General features: G+C 71.3%; 30 protein-coding genes. 10 read left to right on the top strand and 20 right to left on the bottom strand.

Annotated elements, in window-relative coordinates:
* Positions 1 to 73: 73 nt before the first annotated feature.
* The 4 genes from ACZ63D_RS24150 to ACZ63D_RS24135 all read left to right on the top strand — a co-directional run bounded on the left by ACZ63D_RS24150 (position 74) and on the right by ACZ63D_RS24135 (position 3,648).
* On the top strand, positions 74 to 400 hold the full coding sequence (locus ACZ63D_RS24150) for a hypothetical protein (RefSeq protein WP_465356599.1): 327 nt from the start codon (positions 74 to 76) through the stop codon (positions 398 to 400).
* A 6-nt stretch (positions 401 to 406) separates the two neighbouring features.
* A complete protein-coding gene (ftsH, locus tag ACZ63D_RS24145) occupies positions 407 to 2,350 on the top strand; it encodes an ATP-dependent zinc metalloprotease FtsH (protein ID WP_465356598.1) in 1,944 nt (647 codons plus the stop codon).
* Between the two features lie 145 nt (positions 2,351 to 2,495).
* Positions 2,496 to 2,972, top strand: a complete 477-nt coding sequence (locus ACZ63D_RS24140; RefSeq protein WP_465356597.1) for a hypothetical protein — start codon at positions 2,496 to 2,498, stop codon at positions 2,970 to 2,972.
* Positions 2,973 to 3,207: 235 nt separating this feature from the next.
* Positions 3,208 to 3,648, top strand: a complete 441-nt coding sequence (locus ACZ63D_RS24135) for a DUF6292 family protein (RefSeq protein WP_465356596.1) — start codon at positions 3,208 to 3,210, stop codon at positions 3,646 to 3,648.
* Between the two features lie 96 nt (positions 3,649 to 3,744).
* On the opposite strand, the gene ACZ63D_RS24130 is transcribed toward ACZ63D_RS24135, so the two are convergent.
* From ACZ63D_RS24130 to ACZ63D_RS24055, 16 genes are all read right to left on the bottom strand, one after another.
* On the bottom strand, positions 3,745 to 3,921 hold the full coding sequence (locus tag ACZ63D_RS24130) for a dsRBD fold-containing protein (protein ID WP_465356595.1): 177 nt from the start codon (positions 3,919 to 3,921) through the stop codon (positions 3,745 to 3,747).
* A 45-nt stretch (positions 3,922 to 3,966) separates the two neighbouring features.
* Complete coding sequence (locus ACZ63D_RS24125) at positions 3,967 to 5,592, bottom strand: NAD(P)-binding protein (RefSeq protein WP_465356594.1); 1,626 nt, start codon at positions 5,590 to 5,592, stop codon at positions 3,967 to 3,969.
* 1 nt (position 5,593) lies between these two features.
* Positions 5,594 to 6,589, bottom strand: coding sequence for a thiamine pyrophosphate-dependent enzyme (locus tag ACZ63D_RS24120; RefSeq protein WP_465356593.1), 996 nt, complete (start codon positions 6,587 to 6,589; stop codon positions 5,594 to 5,596).
* A 13-nt stretch (positions 6,590 to 6,602) separates the two neighbouring features.
* Positions 6,603 to 7,844 (bottom strand): transketolase C-terminal domain-containing protein, encoded by a 1,242-nt coding sequence (locus ACZ63D_RS24115; protein WP_465356592.1) that lies wholly within the window; start codon positions 7,842 to 7,844, stop codon positions 6,603 to 6,605.
* Positions 7,828 to 8,418 carry a 2-oxoacid:acceptor oxidoreductase family protein gene (locus ACZ63D_RS24110; protein WP_465356591.1) on the bottom strand — a complete coding sequence of 197 codons (591 nt, stop codon included), beginning with the start codon at positions 8,416 to 8,418 and terminating at the stop codon, positions 7,828 to 7,830. The genes ACZ63D_RS24115 and ACZ63D_RS24110 overlap by 17 nt, the downstream gene beginning before the upstream one ends.
* Before the next feature lie 11 nt (positions 8,419 to 8,429).
* A complete protein-coding gene (locus ACZ63D_RS24105) occupies positions 8,430 to 9,323 on the bottom strand; it encodes a class I fructose-bisphosphate aldolase (RefSeq protein ID WP_465356590.1) in 894 nt (297 codons plus the stop codon).
* Positions 9,324 to 9,351: 28 nt separating this feature from the next.
* Positions 9,352 to 9,810, bottom strand: a complete 459-nt coding sequence (locus tag ACZ63D_RS24100; RefSeq protein ID WP_465356589.1) for a DsrE/DsrF/DrsH-like family protein — start codon at positions 9,808 to 9,810, stop codon at positions 9,352 to 9,354.
* Between the two features lie 11 nt (positions 9,811 to 9,821).
* The gene (locus ACZ63D_RS24095; protein ID WP_465356588.1) at positions 9,822 to 10,139 is read right to left on the bottom strand and encodes a TusE/DsrC/DsvC family sulfur relay protein; all 318 of its coding nucleotides are present in this window, start codon (positions 10,137 to 10,139) and stop codon (positions 9,822 to 9,824) included.
* A 15-nt stretch (positions 10,140 to 10,154) separates the two neighbouring features.
* Complete coding sequence (gene sqr / locus ACZ63D_RS24090; protein ID WP_465356587.1) at positions 10,155 to 11,411, bottom strand: type III sulfide quinone reductase, selenoprotein subtype; 1,257 nt, start codon at positions 11,409 to 11,411, stop codon at positions 10,155 to 10,157.
* Between the two features lie 75 nt (positions 11,412 to 11,486).
* The gene (locus ACZ63D_RS24085; RefSeq protein ID WP_465356586.1) at positions 11,487 to 11,822 is read right to left on the bottom strand and encodes a cupin domain-containing protein; all 336 of its coding nucleotides are present in this window, start codon (positions 11,820 to 11,822) and stop codon (positions 11,487 to 11,489) included.
* A 145-nt stretch (positions 11,823 to 11,967) separates the two neighbouring features.
* Entirely contained in the window at positions 11,968 to 12,531 is a 564-nt protein-coding gene (locus ACZ63D_RS24080; protein ID WP_465356585.1) for a DUF2231 domain-containing protein, read from the bottom strand.
* Between the two features lie 85 nt (positions 12,532 to 12,616).
* A complete protein-coding gene (locus ACZ63D_RS24075) occupies positions 12,617 to 12,835 on the bottom strand; it encodes a ferredoxin (RefSeq protein WP_465356584.1) in 219 nt (72 codons plus the stop codon).
* A gap of 2 nt (positions 12,836 to 12,837) precedes the next feature.
* Positions 12,838 to 14,169, bottom strand: coding sequence for an NADH-ubiquinone oxidoreductase-F iron-sulfur binding region domain-containing protein (locus ACZ63D_RS24070; protein WP_465356583.1), 1,332 nt, complete (start codon positions 14,167 to 14,169; stop codon positions 12,838 to 12,840).
* Positions 14,169 to 14,729 carry a ferric reductase-like transmembrane domain-containing protein gene (locus tag ACZ63D_RS24065; protein ID WP_465356582.1) on the bottom strand — a complete coding sequence of 187 codons (561 nt, stop codon included), beginning with the start codon at positions 14,727 to 14,729 and terminating at the stop codon, positions 14,169 to 14,171. The genes ACZ63D_RS24070 and ACZ63D_RS24065 overlap by 1 nt, the downstream gene beginning before the upstream one ends.
* Entirely contained in the window at positions 14,726 to 15,670 is a 945-nt protein-coding gene (locus tag ACZ63D_RS24060; protein ID WP_465356581.1) for an FAD:protein FMN transferase, read from the bottom strand. Before ACZ63D_RS24060 ends, ACZ63D_RS24065 begins: the two co-directional genes overlap by 4 nt.
* Positions 15,667 to 15,969 (bottom strand): hypothetical protein, encoded by a 303-nt coding sequence (locus tag ACZ63D_RS24055; RefSeq protein WP_465356580.1) that lies wholly within the window; start codon positions 15,967 to 15,969, stop codon positions 15,667 to 15,669. Before ACZ63D_RS24055 ends, ACZ63D_RS24060 begins: the two co-directional genes overlap by 4 nt.
* A gap of 114 nt (positions 15,970 to 16,083) precedes the next feature.
* Here ACZ63D_RS24055 and ACZ63D_RS24050 point away from each other — a divergent pair, with 114 nt between their 5' ends.
* The 5 genes from ACZ63D_RS24050 to ACZ63D_RS24030 all read left to right on the top strand — a co-directional run bounded on the left by ACZ63D_RS24050 (position 16,084) and on the right by ACZ63D_RS24030 (position 19,665).
* Positions 16,084 to 16,773, top strand: coding sequence for a response regulator transcription factor (locus tag ACZ63D_RS24050; RefSeq protein WP_465356579.1), 690 nt, complete (start codon positions 16,084 to 16,086; stop codon positions 16,771 to 16,773).
* Positions 16,770 to 17,996, top strand: coding sequence for a sensor histidine kinase (locus ACZ63D_RS24045; protein WP_465356578.1), 1,227 nt, complete (start codon positions 16,770 to 16,772; stop codon positions 17,994 to 17,996). Before ACZ63D_RS24050 ends, ACZ63D_RS24045 begins: the two co-directional genes overlap by 4 nt.
* Positions 17,997 to 18,184: 188 nt before the next feature.
* On the top strand, positions 18,185 to 18,589 hold the full coding sequence (locus tag ACZ63D_RS24040) for a DUF302 domain-containing protein (protein WP_465356577.1): 405 nt from the start codon (positions 18,185 to 18,187) through the stop codon (positions 18,587 to 18,589).
* Positions 18,586 to 19,170, top strand: coding sequence for a mycothiol-dependent nitroreductase Rv2466c family protein (locus ACZ63D_RS24035; RefSeq protein WP_465356576.1), 585 nt, complete (start codon positions 18,586 to 18,588; stop codon positions 19,168 to 19,170). The genes ACZ63D_RS24040 and ACZ63D_RS24035 overlap by 4 nt, the downstream gene beginning before the upstream one ends.
* 225 nt (positions 19,171 to 19,395) lie before the next feature.
* Positions 19,396 to 19,665, top strand: coding sequence for a metal-sensitive transcriptional regulator (locus ACZ63D_RS24030; protein ID WP_451989392.1), 270 nt, complete (start codon positions 19,396 to 19,398; stop codon positions 19,663 to 19,665).
* Here ACZ63D_RS24030 and ACZ63D_RS24025 read toward each other — a convergent pair.
* Together ACZ63D_RS24025 and ACZ63D_RS24020 are read right to left on the bottom strand one after the other, a co-directional pair.
* Positions 19,652 to 20,182, bottom strand: coding sequence for a hypothetical protein (locus ACZ63D_RS24025; protein ID WP_465356575.1), 531 nt, complete (start codon positions 20,180 to 20,182; stop codon positions 19,652 to 19,654). The genes ACZ63D_RS24030 and ACZ63D_RS24025 overlap by 14 nt on opposite strands.
* A gap of 102 nt (positions 20,183 to 20,284) precedes the next feature.
* A complete protein-coding gene (locus ACZ63D_RS24020) occupies positions 20,285 to 20,857 on the bottom strand; it encodes a TetR/AcrR family transcriptional regulator (protein ID WP_465356995.1) in 573 nt (190 codons plus the stop codon).
* Between the two features lie 353 nt (positions 20,858 to 21,210).
* Between ACZ63D_RS24020 and ACZ63D_RS24015 the strand changes: the two genes are divergently transcribed.
* Positions 21,211 to 21,453: a hypothetical protein gene (locus ACZ63D_RS24015; RefSeq protein ID WP_465356574.1), complete on the top strand. Its 243-nt coding sequence runs from the start codon at positions 21,211 to 21,213 to the stop codon at positions 21,451 to 21,453.
* A gap of 176 nt (positions 21,454 to 21,629) precedes the next feature.
* Here ACZ63D_RS24015 and ACZ63D_RS24010 read toward each other — a convergent pair whose 3' ends face one another.
* Positions 21,630 to 22,133 carry a hypothetical protein gene (locus ACZ63D_RS24010; RefSeq protein ID WP_465356573.1) on the bottom strand — a complete coding sequence of 168 codons (504 nt, stop codon included), beginning with the start codon at positions 22,131 to 22,133 and terminating at the stop codon, positions 21,630 to 21,632.
* 47 nt (positions 22,134 to 22,180) lie between these two features.
* Entirely contained in the window at positions 22,181 to 22,909 is a 729-nt protein-coding gene (locus tag ACZ63D_RS24005) for an alpha/beta fold hydrolase (protein ID WP_465356572.1), read from the bottom strand.
* Positions 22,910 to 23,297 lie beyond the last annotated feature (388 nt).

The following is a 23,297-nucleotide window of genomic DNA, read 5'->3' as shown; positions in this document are numbered from 1 at the left end:
GACGTCCGCAGGTCCCGCCCGCCGGGGACGTTCGGCTCTTCTCGCGGGCGCCGCCGTTCCGCAGAGTCGTGCCATGACTGCTCTCCCGCGCCCGGCGCGGCACCGGCTCGCGAGGGCCGGTGTCCTCCTGGCCCTCCTGCTGGGTCTCGCCGCCTGCGCGGCCCGTGCCGACGCGCTCTCCGGTCCCGGGGTCAGCCCGGGGTTCTGGCTGGGGTTGTGGCACGGGTTCATCTGCCCGATCACCTTCCTGGTGTCCCTGTTCAACGACCACGTCGGCATTTACGAGGTGCGCAACAGCGGCCATCTCTACGACTTCGGTTTCGTCCTGGGCGTCGTGCTCGCCGCCAGCGTCTTCCACGGACCCGCGCACGTCCGGCGCCGCCGCCGCAAGGGCGAGTAGGCCGGGATGTCCCGCACCGCCCGTCCCGGGCCGCCTCCGGAGCCGCCCGCGCACCAGCCCGAAGAACACCGCAACGGCGGCCTTATCGGGCTTCTGCTCACTGCCGCGGTTCTCGTCACCGTGGTGCTCGTCGTCGGGCCCTCGCTGTGGACCTCGTCGGTGCCGGCGCTCGCCTACACCGAACTGCTGTCCAAAGTGGACGCCAACCAGGTCGCCGAGGTCACCATAGGAGACGACGGCGCGGTCGCCGGGAACTACCGCGACGGCGGCAAGTTCACCAGCCAGCTCCCCACCGCGCTCGGCGATGCGCGGCTGGCGCAGAAACTGCGCGAAAAGAATGTCGCTGTCACCGGCACGAAGACCAGCAGCGGAGGTTCGGTTCTCACCACGCTGCTGGCGTATCTGCCGATCCTGCTGATTTTCGGCCTGCTGTGGTGGGCGGGCCGGCGAGCCCAGCGCACCCTCGCCGCAGGCGGTCCGGGCGGGCTCGGCGGCATCGGCGGGTTCGCCCGGTCAAAGGCCAAGATCATCGAGGCGCAGCGGCCGGAGACCCGCTTCGCCGACGTCGCCGGCTACGAGGGGGTGAAACAGGAGATCGCCGAGGTCGTCGACTTCCTGCGCGATCCTTCCCGGTACGCCGCCGCCGGGGCCAAGGGTCCGCGCGGGGTGCTGATGGTCGGTCCTCCCGGCACCGGCAAAACCCTCCTCGCCCGCGCGGTGGCCGGGGAGGCGAGCGTGCCGTTCCTGTCGATCACCGGGTCCGCGTTCGTCGAGATGTTCGTCGGCGTCGGCGCTTCCCGGGTGCGCGACCTGTTCTCCGAAGCCCGCGACCGCGCGCCGTCGATCATCTTCATCGACGAGATCGACGCCGTCGGCAGCCGCCGCGGCATCGGCGGCACCGGCGGGCACGAGGAGCGCGAGCAGACGCTGAACCAGCTGCTGGCCGAAATGGACGGTTTCGACCAGAGCGGCGGCACCGTCGTGCTCGCCGCGACCAACCGCCCGGAGACCCTCGACCCGGCGCTGCTGCGTCCCGGCCGGTTCGACCGGCAGGTCACCGTCCCGTTGCCGAACCAAGCCGAGCGGGCCGCGATTCTCGCGGTGCACATCAACGGAAAGCGGCTCGACCCGGACGTGGACCTCACGGTGGTCGCCCGCGGCACGCCCGGGTTCTCCGGAGCCGACCTGGCCAACCTCGTGAACGAGGCGGCGATCAACGCCGTGCGGGACAACCGCACCGTGCTGACCGCGGACGACCTCGCGACCGCCCGGGACCGGATCCTGCTCGGCCGCCGCGACGCGTCGAACGCGCTGCTGCCCGAGGAGCGCCGGTCCGTCGCCGTGCACGAGGCGGGGCACGCTCTCGTCGCGGCGCTGTGCGAACACGCCGACCCGGTCGCGAAAGTGACGATCCTGCCCGCGGGCATGGCGCTCGGCGCCACCGAACAGCTGCCGGAGGCCGAGCGGCGGCTCTACCCCGAGAGCTACCTCGCCGATCTCCTCGCGGTGCGGCTCGGCGGAAGGGCGGCCGAACTGGTCGCGCTGGGCGAAGCGTCGACCGGTGCGGCCAACGACCTCGCGAGCGCCACGGCGGTCGCCACGAAAATGGTCACCGAGTTCGGTCTCTCTCCCGCGCTCGGCCCGATCGGCTACAGCCGCGGCGGTGCGGCGGGAGTCGCCGACGACAGTCCGGAACTGCTCGGCCGTCCGTACTCCGAACAAACGCAACGCGTGGTGGACCAGGAAATCGGCCGTCTCGTACGGGAGGCCGAGGCTCGGGCCGTGGCCCTGCTCGAACAGCACCGCGAGGCGCTCGACCGGCTCGCCGAGCGGCTGCGCGAAGAGGAGACCGTCGACGGCACGGTCGTCCAGGCAGTCCTGGCCGCCGCCGCGAACGGCCACGCCACGCCCGGCAGCTCGGCCGCACCCCGGGACGCGGCGGCCCGATAGATGCCGAACCGGTGGCCAAAGTCCCCTCACAGCAAGGAAAACCGCTCGCCGACGGGGGCTGGCGGACCCTCCGGAACGGGCAGTGCGGCCCTCGTGGACCGCAGTGTCGAAGCGAAAGCTCAGACGCAACGAAAGCGAGGCGACCATGAGCATCGACCGCAGCTCCCCCGACCGCCCCTCCGCGCCCTCGACGACCGTGCCGCCCGGACTGCGGCGCAACCGCCACGACCGGCTCGCGCTGCTGCCGCACGGTCGCGTCGACGCCCGGTACGCCGATCTCCCCGACCTTCGCCTCGCGCTCGCGCTGACCCGGGAAGACGCCCTCGAAGAAACCGAGCTCGACCCGTTCGACCGGATCACCTGCCGGACGCATCGCCGATGGCTCCACCAGTGCGTTTCCTCACCGCACCACGCGGTGCCGGTCAGCGGCCACCGCTGGTGCCGTCCGTGTGGCCGCCCGCTCGACGCCGCCGTCGACGAGCTCGCCGGCGACGTGCGGTTCTCCTGCCCGCGCTGCGGCCGGACCCCGGAGAACCGGGCCACCCGCCAGCTGACCCGAGCGTGCCGCGCGAGCATCGCGGCGGCCTTCGACCGTGCGTCCGACCGCGACCTGTGCGCGTGACGCACGAGTCACTGTCCACAGCGGGCGGAGCCGATGACCTTCGGCCCTTTTCCGGCGTCCGCAGGAAGCGCAGCCTGGGTACCGGCAGCCGGGACACCCTTGCCCGCCGGATCGTCGCGAACCGGCGGCCGGGCAGGCAGCGGGACGGTCCTCCCGGACACGGGCGAACTCCGCCCGACGGAACCGCCGGCGCCGAGCGACCTGCTGTGTCACGCGGTAGCAGAAACGAGAATCGATGAGCGTCCAGCAAGTGACAACCGACTACGAATACCGCCTGCTCTGCGGAATGAGCGCCTATCTCGACGCGGTGAGCACCGCGGCCGGCGTCGGCCCGGAGTCCTCCACGATGGATCTCGACTCGCCGATGTCGGCCTATCTGGCGCTCGACGGGCAGCTCGCCGTCCATCCCGGACGCGACACGGCGCTCGTCTGGGACGAACGCCACGGCTGGTCGTTCACCATCGAAACCCATTCCGGCGAAGACCTGCTCGTGGTGGCCTATCTCGGCGGCGAACTGGTGCCGCCCCCGTCGCGGGTCCGGGAATTCGTCCGCGCGGTCCGTGCCCGGACCCGGCGCACCCCGCCGCCCCCGCCGCCGGAACTGGGCCGCGGCCGGGCGGACCTGCTCGACCGGCTGCTCGGCTACCGGACCCGGCAGACCGTGCTCGACCAGTGAGGAATCCCCTGGCGCGCCCGACGGCCAGGGTCATGCCGACGGCTCGCCCGGTGCTCGCCCTCGCTGAGTGAGCCGCACGTGTTCGGCCTGGCGGTTTCAGCCGTCCAGCCGCGCCGGGCGGTGGGTCACCCCCTCGATGTCATCCACCACGGTGTCGAGCAGCCGGTGCGCGAGCGCGCTCAACGCCCGTGCACCGGCCGGTTCTCCCGCCTCAGTGCGCAGCCGGGCGATCGCGTGCGTGCGGTTCTCGTCCTCGCTCAGGAAAACGTCCACCCGCCAGGTTCCGGTGCATCGCCCGCCTCCTCTGCCAGTTCGTGATCAGGTTTCCTCGGGCACCATTTCGATCGCGCCGCACGGGCATTCCTGCGCGCACAGCCCGCACCCCTTGCAGAAGTCCAGGTCGATCTCGTAACCGGGGTCGAGCTTGAGCACCGCGTTGTCCGGGCAGACTCCGAAACAGTTGTCGCACTGGAAACAACTGCCGCAGGAAAGGCAGCGACGGGCCTCGTACAGCGCCGTGGACCGGTCCAGCCCGCCGGTCACCTCGTCGAAGGTCGAAGTCCGCCGCGCCGCTTCCAGCTGGGGCCGCACGCTCGCTTCGGCGTCGCTGTAGTACCAGGTGTTCAGCACGTCGAAATCGGCGTCGCGGCGAGGCGTGGGAGCGGCCGGAACAGTGCCGCGCAGCCACGCGTCGATGGCCCGCGCCGCCCGGGCGCCCTGACCGATCGCCGCGGTGGCAGTGTGTTCGGACGGTGCCATGTCTCCCCCGGCGAATACTCCGGGGCAGCCGGTTTCCTGGTCCCGGCCGACCTGGACGGCGCCGTGCGTGCGTTCGATTCCCGGCACGCCGTCCACAAGGGACAAATCCGATTCCTGGCCGAGCGCGAGCACTACGGTGTCCGCGGCCAGTTCCTCGAATTCCCCGGTGGGCCGGGGGAAACCGGTGTCGTCCAGTTCCATCCGCTCGACGGTGACGCCGCCGCGGTCGACGTGCGCGATGGTTGACAGCCACCGCATCCGCACACCCTCCTCCTCGGCTTCCACGACCTCCGAATCGTGTGCTGGCATGCGGTCCCGGGTGCGCCGATACACCACCACGGCGTCGGTGGCGCCGAGCCGGCGGGCCGTGCGCGCGGCGTCCAGCGCGGTGTTGCCACCGCCGTAGACAGCGACCCGGCGGCCCAGCATCGGCCGTTCGCCTTCTTCGAGGCCGTGCAGGAGCGACACCGCGTCGAGGATGCGCGCCGAGTCCCCGGCCGGCAGGTCGGCTCGACGGCCGACGTGCGCGCCCAAGGCGAGGAACACCGCGTCGAATCCGCCGTCTTCCTTGGCGGCGCGGACATCGGTCACCCGGCTGCGCGGTTCGAACGTCACGCCGAGATCGAGTACGCGCCGGATTTCGGCGTCCAGGACGTCCCGGGGCAACCGGTAGCGCGGGACGCCGTAGCGCAGCATCCCGCCGGGCTCGGCCTCCGCGTCCCGGACGGTCACCGCGTGTCCCCGCAACCGCAGGTGAAAAGCCGCGGACAGCCCGGCCGGCCCGGCGCCGACCACGAGCACCCGGCGTCCGCTCTCCCCGTCCGGAAGCGGGATCGTCCAGCCCCGCCGGATGCCCTCGTCGCCGAGGAACCGCTCGACCGAGTTGATCCCGACCGCTTCGTCGAGCTGGCCGCGGTTGCACGCGGTTTCGCACGGCCGGTAGCAGATCCGGCCGAGCACCGCCGGGAACGGGTTGTCCGCCATGACGGCGCGCCACGCTTGTTCGTATCCGCCGGATTCCGCGTGCCAGAGCCAGCCGCGGATGTCCTGCCCGGACGGACAGGAGCGGTTGCACGGCGGCAGCAGGTCGACGTAGACCGGCCGCTCGCTGCGCCAGGCCCCGGTGTGATTGGCCCGGCTGGAGCCGGCGTCGAGCGTGATCGCGAACGGTTTCTCCGGTTCCACTTCACTCGCCTCCGAGCAGGCCGAACCGGCGGACGTTGCGGTCGGCGATCGCCTGGATCTCCGCGACGACGTCGGGCCGGGGCGTCTCTCCGAACAGGTGCGCGTACCGCTTCTGCGGCCGCAGGTAGTCCTCCACCGGCACCCGGCGGCGGATCTTCGCGACCGCCGTCACCTCGCCGCCCTCGGCCTCGAAGACCGGGAACAGCCCGCTTTCCGCGGCCAGCCGGGCCAGCCGGATCGTGTCGCGCGACGCGCTGCCCCAGCCGAGCGGGCACGGGACGAGCACGTGCAGATACCGCGCGCCGCGGAAATCCATCGCCCGCCGGACTTTCGCCTCCAGGTCGCGCAGGTTCGCGACGGTCGCCGTGGCCACGTAAGGGATCTCGTGCGCCATCGCGATCATCGGCACGTTCTTGCCCTTGCCGAACTCCGCCCCGGGTTCCGGTCCGACCGCCGGGGTCGTCGCGGTCCGGGCGGCGGGCGGAGTGGCGCCGGAGCGTTGCACGCCGGTGTTCATGTAGGCCTCGTTGTCGTAGCAGACGTACAGCACGTCGTCGTTGCGCTCGAACATTCCGGACAGGCAAGCGAATCCGATGTCGACGGTGCCGCCGTCGCCACCCTGCCCGACTACCCGGACGTCACGGCGGCCCTTCGCCTTCATCGCCGCCGCCACCCCGGTCGCCACCGCGGGCGCGTTGCCGAACAGCGAATGCAGCCACGGGATCCGCCAGGACGTTTCCGGATACGGCGTCGAGAACACCTCGAGGCACCCGGTCGCGTTGACCGCGACGATCCGGCCTCCGGTCGCCGCCATCGCGGCGTCGAGCACATAGCGGGCCCCGAGCGCCTCGCCGCAGCCCTGGCACGCCCGGTGTCCCGAGTCGAGCGAATCGCTGCGCCCCGGGTCAGCCTGGACGCTGCGGTCCTCGATCGGCAGCAGCCGGTTGCCCACCGCGAAGCTGCCGGTTTGGTAGAACTTGATCGGCTGGACGGCCATGGCCGCTCCCTCCTCACATCCGCGAGGCGACCGCGCCGAGGTCGCGCAAGAGGTTCTCCGCGGTCGGACCCGAACGGCGGCTCGCCGCGAGCCGCTCCAGTTCCCGCTCGATCAGCGCACGGTCGAGATCAAGGAACGTCAGAGCAGGCAGGCCTTCCGCCACGAACACCCGGGCCAGCGACGCCTTCGTGATCGCGCGTCCGCCGAGCCCGGCCACAACAGTCACTGCTTCCGGCCCGTCCGGGGGCAGCGCCGCGCGCACGTCGGCGGAAACGATCCCGCCCGCACCCGGTTCGAACGCCTTCTCCAGCACGATCACCCGGCGCGCGTGCCCAAGAGCCGCGGCCACGTGCGCCGCCGGGAACGGCCGATAACAGGTGAGACCGACCACGCCGATCCGGGTTCCCGCCGACCGCAGTTCGTCGACCGCGTCCTTGACCGTGCCCAGCACCGAACCCAGCGCGACCACCACGGTCTCCGCGTCCTCGGTGCGATAGCGCCGCAGCAGCCCGCCCGAGGCCCGGCCGAACGCCTCCGCGAAGCGGTCCGCGATGTCCGGGATCAGATCGAGCGCGCCGAGCTGCCGGGCGTGCGCGAGGTAACGCACCTCGGTGAACGCTTCCGGGCCGACCATCGCGCCGATCGACGCCGGGGCGTCCGGATCGACCGACTGCCGGGGAACGTACGGCGGCACGAACCGGCCGACCTCCGCCTGGCCGGGGACGTCGACCTCCTCCCAGGCGTGGGTCAGCACGAATCCGTCCATGCACACCATCACCGGGGTGGACAGCTCCTCGGCGATCCGGAACGCCTGCACGTGCAGGTCCGCCGCCTCCTGGTTCGTTTCCGCGTACAGCTGGATCCAGCCGGAGCCGCGCAGCGCCATGCTGTCGCTGTGGTCGTTCCAGATGTTGATCGGCGCGCCGATCGCCCGGTTGGCCACGGTCATCACGATCGGCAGGCCCAGTCCGGCCGCGTTGTAGACGGCTTCGGTCATGTACAGCAGGCCTTGGCTCGCGGTCGCGGTGTAGGCGCGGGCTCCGGCGGCGGACGCGCCGATGGCGACCGACATCGCGGCGAACTCCGACTCCACGTTCACGAACTCGCACGGTTCGAGCTGCCGCGACTTCACCAGCTCGGCGAGCGCTTCGACGATGTGGGTCTGCGGGGAGATCGGGTAGGCGCAGACGACTTCCGGCCGGGCCGCGGCGACCGCCTCGGCGACCGCGCGGGACCCCTCAATCTGGCGGCGCACTGATCAGCTCCTCCCGTCCGGAATGGACCGCGCGGTAAGCGGCCTGTGCCGCGGCCGCGTTGCCTTCGGCCGCCGCGCCCGGGAATCTGCCGCGGATCGCCGTCAGCACCGAGCCGAGGCCGACCGCGCCGGTCAGCGCGGCGAGCCCGCCCAGCAGTGCCGCGTTCGGCTTCGGCAGGCCGAGGCGGGCCAGTGCGATCTCGGTCGCCGGAACCACCGCGATCCGGTCCGGACGCAGCCGCCCGGCGAGGTCGCCGAGTCCCAGTTCTTCCAGCGGGCGGGCGGAATTCAGCAGCAGATACCCGTCCGGGCGCAGCCCGTCGAACAAGCGCACTTGATGCACCAGCGTCGCGTCCTGGACCACCAGCGCGTCCGGACGCACCACCGGTTCGCGCGAGCGGATCGGCACGTCGCCGATCCGGCAGAACGCGACGACCGGCGCGCCGGTGCGCTCCGACCCGAAACTCGGGAAGGCCTGTGCGTGCCTGCCCTCGGCGAACGCCGCGATCGACAGCAGCTCCGCCGCGGTCACCGCGCCCTGTCCGCCCCTGCCGTGGATCCGGACCTCGAACACGCGATCCCTCCTCACTCGGCCGGATGCTTGGCGAGGATGTCGCGCAGTTCGGCCACGAACCGCAGGGATTCGGCGTGCTCGCGCTGCCAGACGTTGCGCCCGAAGATCAGGCCGGTCGCCCCGGCCTCCATCGCCGAGCGAGCCTTGTCGAGCATCGCCTCGTCCCCGGCTTTGCCGCCGCCGGACACCAGCAGCAGCGTCCGGCCCGCCGAACGCACGACCGCGTCCATCGCTTCCTGCACCGAAAACCGCCCGGTGTAGGACGACGGAACGCCTTCGGTCTTCTCCGGATGCGGATAGTTCACCTTGACCACGTCCGCGCCGAGTTCCGCGGCGGTGCGGGCGGCGTAGTCGACGGCGTAGAACGAATCCCGCCCGCCCTTGGCTTCGATCGCCGAACCGCGCGGGTAGGCCCAGACGATCAACGGCATCCCGAGCCGGTGCGCGTCCGCCCGCACCTTCCGGTACTGCTCGAAATCCTGGTCCTGCACCGGAGTTCCGACATAGAGCGTGTACCCGACCGCGTCCGCGCCGAGCCGGACCGCGTCCTCCACGGTCGCGTGCACCGGCGACAGCGCCGCCGCGTCGGACGGGATTTCCGTCTTGCCGTTGAGTTTCAGCACCAGCGGGACCTCGCCGGCGTAGTCCCAGTAGAACTTCTCCGCGAGACCGATCTGGAGGACGATCCCGTTGAATCCGCCTTCGAGGGCGAGCCGGACGATGTAGCGCGGATCGGCCGCGCCGGGGTTGGCGAAGAAGTCTCGCGGGCCGTGTTCCAGCCCTTGGTCGTACGGCAGGAAGAACGCCGTCCCGTTGCGCAGTCCGTGGTCGTGCAGGATCCGGTGCAGCCGGGCTTTCTTGCCGGTGCCGAGGCCCAGTTCGCCGAGCCGGGGACGAGAGTGCATGGTTTCCCTCCCTGATCGTCGGGGGCGCTCAGGTGAAGATGATCTGCCCGCCCGCCGCTTTCCCGTAGAATTCGCCGACGGTGATGATGTCCCGCACCTGGTCGATCAGATCGTCCTTTTCGAGGCCGAACAGATCGACCGAGGCCTTGCACGCGTACAGTCCGGCCCCGGTGTCGGAGATCATTTCGAGGAATTCCGGGATGGCCGGGATGTCGAGCTTCTCCATTTTCCGCTCGAGATACTGCGTCAGCACCGACGAGACGCCGGGCAGACCGCCCGCCCAGGTGGCCAGGTGCAGGCCCGGATTGCCGACGGTGGCCAGCTTGATGTGGTCGTGCCGGGCCTTGTGCACGGCGTCCAGGCCGAAAAAGGTGAAGAACAAATCGGCTTCGATGCCTTCGGCGCGCGCCCCGTTGGCCATGATCAGGCCGGGGTAGATCGCTTCCAGCGAGCCTTTGGAAATGATGATGGAAACTTTTTCGATCATGCCGGTTCCTCTCAGATGCACCCGCGCGGTTTCGGGATTCCGGCGATTTTCGCGGCCAGTTTGGCCGGGCCCTGCGGGAAAAGCCGGTACAGGTCCTTGATCGGGACGCCGGACGTGCGCCCGAGCGCCCGCACCGTCGGGCCGGTGCCCTTCTCCGCGTACTCCCGCCGCATGAACCCGATGACCTTCCAGTGCTCGTCGGTCAGCGGGTCGATGCCGGATTCGCGGGCGATCTCCGGAGCCATCCGTTCGGTCCAGGAGGCCGGGTCGGTGAAGAAGCCCTCGTCGTTGACAGGCACCTCGGTGCCCGCGTAGGTCGCGGTGGGCATGAGCGTCCTTTCCGGTCAGCGTTCTCGGTGGTCCGCCGTCGCCGGGAATTCCTTGCCCGCACGGGGCATTTCGGCGGAGACGCCGGGAATTTCCCGGCCGGGCAGCAGGCTGTGCCAGTAGAACCAGGAGAACATCAGCTTGCCGAGATGGTTCAGCCGCGACTCGCGCAGCAGCGGAAGCCCGGCCGCCGCCGGGAAATGACCGGGCAGCGGCTCGGTGTCGTAGTTGAAGTCGATGAGCATCGCCTTGTGGAAACCGCTCTCGATGAAGCAGTTGGTGTGCCCGTCGAATCCGGGGTCGAGCGGACGGCCGGCGAGGTACCGCGCGACGTTGCGGGCCAGCACCGCACCCTCGAAGTGGGTGACCGAGCCGGCCTTGGACGCCGGCACCCCGGCGGCGTCGCCGAGCGCGAAGATGTTGGGGTAAGCCGTGGACTGCAGCGTGTGCGGATCGACGGAAACGAACCCGAACTCGTCGCCCAGCCCGGGCGAACGGTCCACATAGGACGCCCCGCTGTGCATCGGCACCACCACGGCGAGATCGAACGGGACCTCGCGGCCGTCGTAGGAGACCAGCCGCCCGCCCTCGCCGTCGACCTCGCCGGTGTTGAACTCGGTCACCAGCTCGATGCCCTTTTCCTCCAGCAGGCCGGCGAGCGTCTTGGCCGCCACCGGCTTGGTGAACGCGGAGTCGAGCGGCGTGACGTAAGTGATCCGCACTTCGTCGCGGATTTCCTGCTCGGTGAAGTACCAGTCGGCGAGGAAGCAGAATTCCAGCGGGGCGACCGGGCATTTGATCGGCAGGTCGATCACGTTCACCACGAGGTGCCCGCCGGTGAAGTCGTCGAGCGCGGACGCGAGCGCCATCGCCCCGGCGTAGTCGTAGAAGGTGTGCACCGTTTCCCGCCAGCCCGGGCCGGTGAGTCCTTCGGTCTCCTCGGGCACGAGCCGGGCGCCGGTCGCGATGACGAGCGCGTCGTAGGACAGCGTCGTGCCGTCCGTGAGACGGACCCGCGAGATGTCGGCGTCGACGTGGTCCACCGCGCTCCGGTGGTACTCGATTCCCCGGTGCAGCTGCGCCGGCCGGGACCGGATGAGGTCCTCCGGCTGGGCGAGCCCGAACGGCACGAACAACAGGCCCGGCTGGTACACGTGGTCGTCGTCGCGGTCCACCACGGTGATCCGGGCCTGCTCGCCCAACCCGCGCCGCAGCCGGTTCGCGGCCAGGGTGCCTCCCGTTCCGCCGCCGAGAATCACGATGTGCTTGCTCACCGCTCCAGTCTCGAAGCGGCGCGCGGGCCCGGTTAGGGTCTTCGGTCACCGGCGAAAGCGACCAAGGAGGGCCGGTTACCGCAGCGCGACGGTCAGCAGCACCACCGCGTCTCGCAGCGCCTGCAGCCCATGGCGTTCCGGCGGGATGACGGCCAGCTGCCCGCGTTCAAGCGTCCATTCCGTGTCCTGGGTGTGCAGCCGCACCGTGCCGGCGACGACCTGGAGCGTGGCCGCGGGCGGCGAGTCGTGCTCGGCCAGCTCGGCTCCCTCCCCCAGCGCGATCAGCGTCGCCCGCTGCGAGGTTCCGGACACCAGCGTCCGCGCGGCCCGCCGTGATCCGTGCGCGCTCGCCTCGGCCAGCAGTTCCGCGGCTACCGCGTCGATCGAGGACACTGCCGGGTGATCGCTCATCGCGCCTGCTCCCTCCGCCGCGGGAATCCCTCGGCTCGGCTTTCATCATGCCCGGCTTCGGATCTGCGGAGAAGATCGACGCGCCGTTCGGAAGCACGCCTCGGTCGGCGGGGTTCAGGGCGCACCGAACCCCGCCGACCGCTCGTCAACGGGTTCCGCGCGGGGCGGCGTTCTCGCTGAACTTCCCCTGCCACGAGGCTTGCGCGCCGGAATCGCCGATGCGGTAGACGTCGTAAAGGGTCGCACCGGCGGCGAGGATCGCGACCACTGCGATCGCTGTCGTGACCTTCGTCGACGCGGGCGCGAGGTAAGTCTTGCGGCGCGCGGCGGTGGCGACCGCGGCGTTCTCCTCCGCGGCCCCAGCGTCGGATGTGCCCGCCAGCATGGTGTTTTCGCGCTGACGCCACCACACCACCAGCGCGAGCACGGCGATCGGGATCGCGACCCAGAGCGCGGTGTCGCCCAGTTCGGTGTGGTCGCGCAGCAGCTGCGTCCGCGGGACTCGCCGCTCGAGCCATTCCCCGGCGTCCGTGGTGATCGGAACCAAGATCACCACGAGCACGGCCAGCACGGCGTTCGGGCCGGCGAGCTTGCCGCGTGCTTTCGGCCAGACGCTGCTCAGCACCAGCAGCAGCGCGCTCAACGGCAGCAGCACGACAATCGCGTGCACGAGCAGGATGTGGGCCGGCAGGCCGTTCACGGTCGTCATGATGTCCTTAATGTGGTGGGGTTTCGCAATTCGGGGGAAAGCGGGTGCACTGTGGCCTCGCGCGGCCCAGCGCGCACCGGACAGATCATCGGCCCTCGCCGGTCAGCCGCAGCGCCAGGGTCGGGCACGCGGCGACGGCCCGGCGCGCGTCCGGCAGCACCGGGCCCGGCACCGGTCGATCGGCGAGGACGGGGTAGCCCCACTCGTCGAGATCGATCAGCTCGGGCAGCAGTTCGGCGCAGATTCCGTGGGCGCGGCAGGCGATCGGGTCGACCCGCACCCGCCGGGAGCGTCGTTCGGCCATGGTCACGTCCACTCGCCGCTTCGGTCGTTCCATCCCGGCAGGGGCAGCGTGGGGTGCGCCGCCCAGGCGCACGGACGCCCGGCGAGGTGGGCTCGCAGGTCGTAGGCGAAACACCGCAGCGCGCTCGCGGCCAGCCGGACGGCGCCGTCGGGATGGGCGCACGCGCCTCGCCCGGGGATGATCGAGAGCCGGGTCCGGAGCCGTTGCCCGGCGTGGGCCGCCGCCCGGCCGCCGAGCACCAGAGAGGTGAAATCGTCGGCGATGGCGGGAAGACCGAGCATGCACGGACCGCATTGCCGCGCGGACTCGCCCGCCAGGTAGCGCAGCACCCGGGCGGTTTCGGCGAGACCGCAGGCGCGCGCGGGCAACACGGTCAGCGAGGCCACGCCGAGCGACGCGCCCGCCGCGTGAAGGTCCTCATGGGACAGTCGGGTGCCTGCCGCGGCAGGCGCGGGCAGCCAGGTGCCGCCATATCCGCCGAACAGGATCGCTTGCGGGTCCCCGGCCGGGCCGCCCGCCTGGTCGAGCACCTCCGCGACCGGACTGCCGAGCGCGGTTTCGTACACCCCCGGCCGGACGACTGCGCCCCCGGCCGTGACCAGCGTGGTTCCGGGTGATTCCCGCGTGCCGCAGCCGCGGAACCACTCCGGGCCGAAACGGGCGATCAGGGCGAGATGGGCAAGAGTTTCGACGTTGTCGACCAGGGTCGGCCGCCCGTGCACGCCGCGTTCGGAGGGGCGGGGCGGTTTCGCGGTCGGCCGGGCGTCGCCGGTCTCGATGAAGTTGACGAGCGCGGACTCCTCGCTCGCCACATATCGGCCGGGCACCCGCGCCAGGCGCAGCGGGACCTCTCCGCTCGGCCGCCCGGCCAGTGCCGTGGCCACGGAACCCGCGATCGGGTCGTCGCGGTGCACGCACAGGATGATCTCCGTCGCGTCGACCGCCATCGCGGCCAGTACGGCTCCGTCGAGGACGAGGTGCGGCGCGACGGTGAGCAGGGCGCGGTCCTTGCCGCTCGCCGGTTCGCCCTCGCAGCCATTGGCTACGACGACCGGGCGGCGGCCGCGAGCGACGGCACGCAGTTTGCGGCCGGTCGGGAAACCCGCCCCGCCGCGCCCGCGCAGGCCCGACTCGTCCACTGTGGACAACAGCCTGGCCCGGCCGTTCCGTCCCGCGTAGCGCTCGACGGGCAGCGGACCGTACCGAGCGGTGTGCTCGGCGAATCCGGCGGAGTGCCGCGCTTCCAGCCAGCCCGCGAGGAGGCGACGCGGACGGGACGGATCCGGTGGAGGCAGCGGACCGCTGGCTGCCTGCGGAATCCGAGCGGTGGTCATCACAAGCCTCCCAGGGTTCCGCGCCGGGCCTCGGTGTCGGGATGCCGCACTGTCGCGCGCCATCCCACGGCCGCCGCGGCGGCGAGCACGCAGGCGATCAGCAGCACCCGGACCCAGGTCAGCCGGGAATCGGCGCCACCGATCGCGTAGCCGTGCACCACGGCCGCCGGCCAGGAGAGGTAGGCCGCCCAGTGAATGGCTTTCCAAGCCCTGGCGTTGATTCGCGGGCGCAGCAGGCTCGAAACCACCACCGCGACAAGCAGATCGAACGCCACCGCCCCGATGCCCAGCGACAGCGGGTGGTAGGCCGAGACGAACGGGACCACCACACTGATCCACCGGATGCCCGCGTAGGTGTCGATGATCGCCGCCGCGATGTGCACGGCCAAGAAGGCCAGCGTGACCAGGGACAGATTCCGGTGGAAGGCGGCGACGGCGAATCTCGGCCACCTCGGGGACGCGAGCCGGGCGCTGGAGATCGCGCCGAGAATCACCACAGCGGTGAACAACACCAGCGCGGCCAATCCGGTCGCGCGGCTCACGTACCACAACGCGTTCACGCCGGAGCCTCCGTCGGGTCCGGCCAGCCGGCGACCCGGACGACCTGTCCGTCCCGGGCGACCAGGCGAGCGGGCAGTCGGCGTTCCGCCAGCCACGCCGGCGCTTGCCCGCCGAGCACTACGGCCGCGGTGCTGGCCGTGTTGGCGTCCGCGCAGGTGGCCGCGGCGACGGTCACGGTCCGCCAGTGGGAATCCGGGACGTCGCCGGTGCGCGGATCGACAATGTGGTGCAGAGTCCGCCCGGCGCGCTGCCAGGTGCGGCACGCCGTGCTGGACGTGGCCACTCCGCCGCTCTGCACGGCGATCACCGGATCGCGGCGGGGGTCGACGGCGGCGTGATCGTCGCCGACCGCCACCTCCCAGCCCCCGGCCGGAGCGGGACCCGAGACAGCGACGTCACCGCCGAGCCCGACCAGCACGCCGCAGCCGAGTGCCCGCGCGATCGCGGCGCTGGCCCGGTCGGCCGCCCACGCTTTCGCGGTAGCGCCCAGATCCAGCATCACCCCGCGAGGCACGACGACCTCGCCCCGGGACCAGTCCGCGGTGATCCGCCACCAGCCCGGAGCCGCGCCCGCGGGTTCGGCCGGGGTCGCGAGATCGCGGGCGATCGCAGCGAAATCCCGGTCGTAGCCGAGATCGCACACGGCCTTCCCGACCGTCGGATCGACCAGCCCCTCGGTCGCCTCGGCAGCGTGCAAGGCGACCTGCAACGCTTCGGCCAGCAACCCGCTGACCCGCACGGGACACCCGGCGTGCCGGTGCAGTTCGGCGATCTCCGAATCGTCGCGAAACCGGCTGCACGCCTCGTCGACAGCCCGCAGTTCGGCTTGAAGCGCCTCAGTCGCGGCAGGCAGCCGGTCCGGGTCGGTGACCACGAGTTCGGCGGTAGTGCCCAGGGCGCGGAACCTGGTGCTCGCGAGCGGTCCGGCGGTCGTGGTCATGAGCCGCCCGAGCGCGCGGCGGCATGGTGCCGCCGGCCGGTCACCGGTGCCTGCGCGGGCGGACGGATGGCTGGCGGCGCGGGGTTCTCGGCGGACGTTTCCGGCGCTGTGGACGTCGAGGAGGTGGCGGGCGAGGTCTCGGCGGGAGCCGGAGCACTGGGGTCCGCGGTGGCTTCCCGGGCGAGCGTCACGCCGAAGACCGTGGCCAGCACCAGACCGCCCAAGCCCGCGGACCACGTCGCCACCTCGACGCTGCGACGTCCGCGGGCGCGGGCCCGGATGCGGTGCCGGTGATTCACGCGGGTCTCCTTCTGGCCGGGAGGGCTGCTGCCAGTGTCGGCGGAAGTCCTGGGGAAAATCTGGGAAACCGGGCCGCGGATGCCGCGCGCGGTCCGGGCAGGCACGATTGCGGGATGGACACTGCGCGCCGCGGCTCCGGCCGGGTCTTGCTGGTCGAGGACAACGCCGAACTGGCCGGTCTCCTCACCGAACTGCTGTCCGAAGAGGGCTACGAGGTCGAAACCGCCGCGGACGGGCATCGCGGCCTGCACCTCGGCTTGGTGCGGCAGTACGACGTGGTGATCCTGGACCGGGGCCTGCCCGCGCTCGACGGCCTCGACGTGCTCGCCCGGCTGCGCGGCAAGGGCGTCACGACGCCGGTGCTGGTGCTTTCCGCGCTCGGCAACCCCGCCGACCGGGTCGCGGGCCTGGACGCCGGAGCCGAGGACTATCTGCCCAAACCGTTCGACGTGGACGAACTGCTCGCCAGGGTGCGCGCCCTGCGCCGCAGGCACCTCGACGTCGCGCGGGTGCTGCCGGTCGGGGCGCTGCGGCTGAACCTGGACACCCGGCAGGTGGAGCCCGGCCCCGGGGCGGGCGCGGGCGAGCCGGTCCGGCTGTCCGAACGGGAATGCGCGCTGCTGGCGACGCTCGCGGGACGGCCCTCCCGGGTCTTCACCCGGCGCGATCTGCTCGGGCTGGCCTTCCCCGAGGCGGACAGCGAGGCAGTCGTCGACACCTACGTGTCGTACCTGCGCAGAAAGCTCGGACGGACCGTGATCGCGACGGTCCACGGACGCGGATACCAACTGGGCGCCCCGTGAGCCGGACGCCGCCTTCGACCGAAGCGAGGCTGCTGCGACGCGCGACCTGGCGGCTGGGCCTGCAGGTCGGGCTGTCCGTCGCGGCGATCGTCGTGCTGTTGTCGGGCCTGGCGGTGCTCATGGTGCTGCGAAGTCAGCAGACCGGCGTGACCACGCTGCTGCAGCAAGCCGTCTCGCAGGCCGACGACGTGCAGGATCCGCCCGCCGGGGTCTGGCTCGCCATCCAGGGGCCCGGCGGCCTGACCGCGACCCCCGACGCACCCGCCGTCCTGCCCGATCGCGCGGCGCTGGCGGACGTCGCGAAAACCGGAACCGCGCGAACCGACGAGGTCCGCGGCGGCGGGGCGGCCTTCCAGGTCTACACCCAGCAGCGCGGCACGCAGACCGTGCAAGCGGCACTGGACCTGCGGGCGAACCACGAAGAACGCGAGCGGCTGCTCGCCGCCATGCTCTTCAGCGGCGGTCTGGGGCTGGTGCTGGCCGTGGGCGCGGGCGTGTGGTTCGGCCGGCGCGCCGTCGCGCCGCTGGCCACCGCGCTGGGCATGCAGCGGCGGTTCGTCGCCGACGCCAGCCACGAACTCCGCACTCCGCTGACCCTGCTGTCCACCCGCGCCCAGGTGCTGCGCCGGCACCTGCGGCGCGGCGACTCCCGGGAACGGCTGACCGCCGAGATCGACGGAGTCGTCGCGGACGCCGGGCACCTCACCGACATTCTCGAAGATCTCCTGCTGGCCGCCGACGTCCGCGCGGACGGGCTCACCGCGACGCTCGACCTCGTGGAACTCGCCGCCCGGGCGGCCGCCGCCGGGACCCCGGCCGCGGCCGAACGCTCGGTCGTCATCGAGGCGCGCCCGACGGTCCCGGCGCTGCTCGTGCGCGGCACCCACGGCGGTCTCCTCCGCGCGGTGACCGCGTTGGTCGACAACGCCGTCACCCACGCCCGTTCGTCGGTCGCCATCACGACCAGGCGGGCCGGGACCACCGCCGTCGTCGAGGTTTCCGACGACGGCCCCGGCATCGACCCGGACGTCCTTCCCGGGCTGTTCGAGCGGTTCTCCTCCAGCCGTGCCGGCTCCGCGCCCGCGCGGCGCCGCCACTACGGCATCGGGCTGGCACTGGTCAGCGAAATAGCCGACCGGCACGGCGGCCACGTCTCCGCCGGGAACAACCCCGGCGGAGGGGCACTGCTGACTCTGACCCTGCCGCTCGCCGATCCGAGCTAGCGGGCTGATCGCCGAGGGCCAACGGCGACCCGTGAACGCACCGCCCGAACGCCTCGATCCGTTTCACCGCAACGAACATTCACCTCGAACGCACCCAGGGCACTACTCCGCGCAGCGTTCTCCCGATACCCCCGGGGGCATAATCTATGCCCCCGGGGGTATCGTGGGACGAGACGAAAGGAGCAGACATGAAGCTCGGTTTGTCCCGTACCTACCCAGAAGCGGGTTTCGACGACGTGCTGGCCAAGACGCGCACCGCGCTCGCCAGCGCCGGTTTCGGAGTGCTGACCGAGATCGACGTGCAGGCGACCATGCGCGAGAAGCTGGCCGAGCGGATGGAGCGCTACACCATCCTGGGCGCGTGCAATCCCCCGCTCGCCCACCGCGCGCTGACGGCGACCCGCGAGATCGGATTGCTGTTGCCCTGCAACGTCGTAGTCCGCGAAAACGGCGCCGAGGGCACGATCGTCGAGGCGATCAACCCCGCCGTCATGGCCGAGGTCGCGCCGGAGGCAGGCGTCGCCGAGGTCGCCGCGGAAGCCGCCGAGCGGCTCGAATCCGCACTCGACGCCCTCGACCGGGAGCTGACATGACCGAAGTAGTGCTTTACGGGGACCCGGTTTGCCCGTTCGCCTGGCTCGCGTACCGCTGGCTCGCCGACACCGGCGCGGAATTCACCGTGCGGCAGATGAGCCTTGCTGTGCTCAATGCGGGAAAAACTGTCCCGGAGGCGCACCGCCAGCGGATCGAGGACTCGCTGCACGCGGGCCGGGTCCGCGCCGCCATCGAAGACCCGGCCGCTGCCGCGCGGTTCCACGTCGCACTCGGCCGCCGCGTCCACGAACAGCGGCAGCCGCTGGACAGTGCACTTCTCCGGGCGGCCCTGCGTGCCGCCGAGTTGCCGGAAGACCTTGCGGCCCAAGCGAATTCCGCCGAAGCCGACCCGGCCGTACAACGAGCGCACCAGGCGAGCCAGGACGCACTCGGGGAAACCGGCGGCAGCCCGATCATCGAATTCGACGGCCGCGCCTTCTTCGGCCCGGTGCTCACCGAATTGCCCGCCCCGGACGAAGGCCGTGCTTTGCTCGACGCTCTCCGCGCCGCCGCCGCGGTCCCGGCATTCTCCGAATTCCGCCGCCCGCGCGCTGGCGCACCCACGATGCCGGAAGGATGACCATGTGCCGTCCCGTTTCGTGCCGTTCCTGCGGCAAAACCACCTGGGCCGGCTGCGGCCGGCACGTCGACCAGGTCAAAGCGACCGTCCCCGCCGGCCAGTGGTGCCCCGGGCACCCCGCCGAACCACGTCCGGCGCGCTCGTGGCCGTGGCGCCGGAACCGCTCCTGACCGCATACCCGCCGGGGTATCGTGGATTTCACCGAACAGCCAGGGAGAAGACACCATGATCGGCGACCAGGACACCGTCACCCAGGTCCGCAACCGGCTCCGCCGCGCGCAGGGCCAGCTCGCCGGGGTCATCGCGATGATCGACGAAGGCCGCGACTGCAAGGACGTGGTCACCCAGCTCGCCGCCGTCTCGCGCGCCCTCGACCGGGCCGGGTTCAAGATCATCGCCAGCGGCCTGCGCGACTGCGTTTCCGGCGACAGCGAAGGCAACGAGGCCGCCATGACCGAGGAACAGCTGGAGAAGCTCTTCCTCACGCTCGCTTGAGCCGGAAGGCCGAAACCAGGAAGAAAATCCCGCCCAGCACCGCGTATCCGGCCACGGCGGTCAGCGACGGGTTCGGCGCACCGGCGCTGAGAATGAAATTCACCCCGGCCAGGACGGAAATACCACCGCTGAGGATCATCGGCCACTGGCCGCCCAGCCCGCGCCTGCCGATCGCCACGATCAGCTGGACGAGACCGGCCACCACGGCCCAAGCGCCCCACACCCGCAGCACCGCTGGTACGCCGGACGCGCTGGCGACCGCGAGGCCGATTCCCGCCAGCAGGCTGATCGCGATGTTCACGTACAGCCCAGCGGCACGGGACGAACGCACGTCCACGACCGCGGCGGCCACGTCGAACAGCGGGTACACGACGACTAGGACGACGCCGACCGGGCCGACGTGCGACTTCGACGTGAGAACCAGCAGCGCGGCCCAGGCGAGCGCGAAGGCGAACCGCACGAAATACAGCCGCCGCAACGGGATCGCGGTTCCGGCGGGCGAGTCGACAGTGGTCATGATGATCCTTCCGAAAGCTCAACGAGATAGAACGTTCGTTCTTCCTATGAGCTTGTCGGCTGTCACCGGGCAGCGTCAACGCCAACCGGTCTTTCGGAAGTGTTACGGGCTCTGTGCGGAGCCGAGGCGGAACCGCAGGATGCCGTCGACGCCCTGGAGGAACGTGTCGCCGACCTGAACCGGGTCCGTCAGGCACCCCGACGCCATCGCCCCGTCGCGCAGCAGGACGAAATGCCGCGCCGCGGGTTCCGGCGGAGTCTCTCCGACCTGGGCGAGCAAGTCCGTGACCGTGCGGAGGAACCATTCGCGGTGCGCCAGAACAGCTTGGTGCACGGGATGTCCGGGATCCGGGTATTCCGCCGCGGCGTTGAGGAACGCGCAACCGCGGAAGTGCGCCGACTGGATGCTTTCGGCGATCAATTCGGCGATGGCGCGCAGGGCGTCGGCCGCGGGCGGGTTGCCGTCGAGGATTTCGCCGATCCCGTCGCGTTCCATCTCGGAGACGCCTTGCAGATAGGCGACGACGAGGTCTTCCTTGCCGGGGAAATGCCGGTACAGCGTGGCCCGGGTGACCTTCGCCTCCGCCACGATCCGGTCGACTCCCACCGCGTGCAGGCCTTCGGCGTAGAAGATCCGCGTGGCGGTCGCCAGCAGCCTCGACCGCGCCTCGGACACCTGACCTCGGGTTTTCTGCCCCACCACGGCAACGCTAGCAGAGCGAACGGCCCGCCTCCCGAACCCGACCCCCTGTCCCGCGGGCCGAACCTCCCTCCCCGGCGCTGCCCTTCGTCCTCCACAGCGACGACGTTCCGCCCTGCTGTCCGACGACCGCAAGAAGAAGGATGCGAAGTGTGAGAGCCGGCGCGGGCCACCCCGACGAATCGGCAGCGACGCTCTCGCATCGAACGGTGGCGGCGGCACGGGGCGCTCTTCCCCTCCCCCTCTCGGCCCCTCCGCTGCCACCGCTTCGGCATCGATCGCAGACGGCGCCGTTGAAGCAAGCGGCTTCCCCCGGGGAGGAGGACGACATGGTTCGCCGCACTTCAGAGCCCGATCCCGCCCGTCCTGGCGGATTCCCCGTCGGCCTGCACGTCCGGGTGCGCGGTGGTCAATTCGACGGCATGGCGGGGATTGTCGCCGACCGCATGCCGGATCTGCGCCCCGGCTCGGTCTGGGTGGAGTTCGCACCCGGCTATGCCCGGCTGGTGCCCGGATACCGGCTTGCGGTCGACGAGCCCCACGACTGCCGAGCGCTCGGCCTCGGCGCATAGGCCCGATGCCGTCGGAACGCTGGCCACACCGGATTTCGCTGAGCAGCGCCCGACAGCACGATGTTCCGCGACGACGCGTTCCGGCACGATCTGGTCCTCGCCCTGGCGCAGCATCCCCTTTATCCGGGCCAGCGCAAGGCGGCGCTGTAGCACCCGCCTCGCTGACATAACGCCGCTCAACCCTGTGCTTCCCGAAGCAGCCGCACCGCCTTCGGACCAACGCCATGCAACGCCAGCAACTCCGCGTCAGTCCATTCGGCAATCTGCGCAAGCGTCGTGATCCCAGCACCGTGCAACGCGCGGGTCGCCGGGCTCCCGATCGCCTTGGGCAAGTCCCCGACCTCCCCGGCCACCGCGGTCCCCGCAGCGGCCACCGGAGCCGCCAGCTTCTTGGGCGCGCGAGCCAGCCAGGCTCGGCGCACCCAGTGGTTGAGCTGCTGCCCGTTGAGGTCCTCGATCGGCAGCCGAGCCCCCGCCCGGGCGACCCGCCGCGCGCTCGGATGGGCGGCGCGCAGTTCGTCCACATCAGACGGTGTCATCCGGAGCACGACCTGCCGGTCCGGGCGCAGGGCAGCGAACTCCTTGCCCTGCACCGTGAACGCGACCGTGCCGTCAACGTCCAGCTCGGCCGTCTCCGGGTAGGACAGGGCGGTTCTGCGGAGCTGAGCCGGTGTCGTCATGCGCTCCAGGCTGGCACGACTGCGCCGCCACGGCCATTTCGGCCCGCTCAGACGACGGCGGCCCCGAGGAAGTCGAACACCGCCTCCCGCAGCTCGACTCCCACCAGCGCACCTCGATGATCCCCCGCGACCTGCCGCAACCGTGCCCCCGGCACCCGCGCCACCAGCTGCTCGATCCCGTGTGCCATGAAGTCCTGCCGCCCCGCGAGAAACAACGTCGGCACCCGCGGCACCCCAGCCCCCGGGTCGAACGGCTCGCGAGCCAGCCCCTCGACCAGATTCAGCAGCGACTCCGCGTCCCCCGCCGCCGCCATCGCCGCGATCGCCCCGGTCAACGGATCATCCGGCGACGGTCCACCGTGGACAGCCGCCCGAGCCGCCCCGAGATCCACCTCCGCGAACGGCTCCCGCGGACTCAACCCGCCCAGCACCAACCGCCGCACCGACGCCTTCGGATGCGACGCGAGATCCCACGCCAGCCGCGCCCCCAGCGAATACCCGACGACATCGACCTCTTCCGCCCCCGCGCATTCCGCCAGCGCGTCGACCACCACCGTCGCAGTAACCTCCGAAGCGTCCGCGATCTTGGACCCGCCCGGATGTCCCGGCAAATGCACCACGATCGTCTCCCGCCCCGCGGCCGCGAGCGGATCAGCCCAGTACTCCGCGGGCCAATCCGACGTCGCCGACGACGCGAACCCATGAATCAGCACAACGGGAGGCCCCGTGACAGGCCGCGAAGAAAGCGTGCGAGTAACCGGAAACGCGGAAGTCATTCTCCAAGCGTAGACAAAACCACCAGTCCGGTCCAGAGCCCAGCGGAAGAACCTTCCGGAATCCGATTTTTTTCAGCGCCCCCTCGCAACCGACTCCCGCATTACACCCAATACCCCATTCGACGCGTCCCACGCACCCAATGCCACATCGAGGCGCAAACCCACCACCCCACCGCCACCCGCGACCCCATCCCCCGCCAAACTCCCAACCCCCGCGCCCCACCCACCAACCCGCAACCCACGCACCCAACTCCCCCAAGGCACCCACACCCCCCGCACCCCGATACGAAGCCAAAAACGCGGGGGGGGGGGGGGGGGGGGGGGGGGGGGGGGGGGGCTTTCTGTTTCCCCCCCCCCCATCCCCCCCCCATCCCCTCCCCGGCGCGGC

The sequence above is a fragment of the Amycolatopsis sp. NPDC104775 genome, from assembly GCF_055583325.1.
Note: the sequence above shows the minus strand (reverse complement) of the source record. Positions and strands in the feature narration are given on the sequence as shown.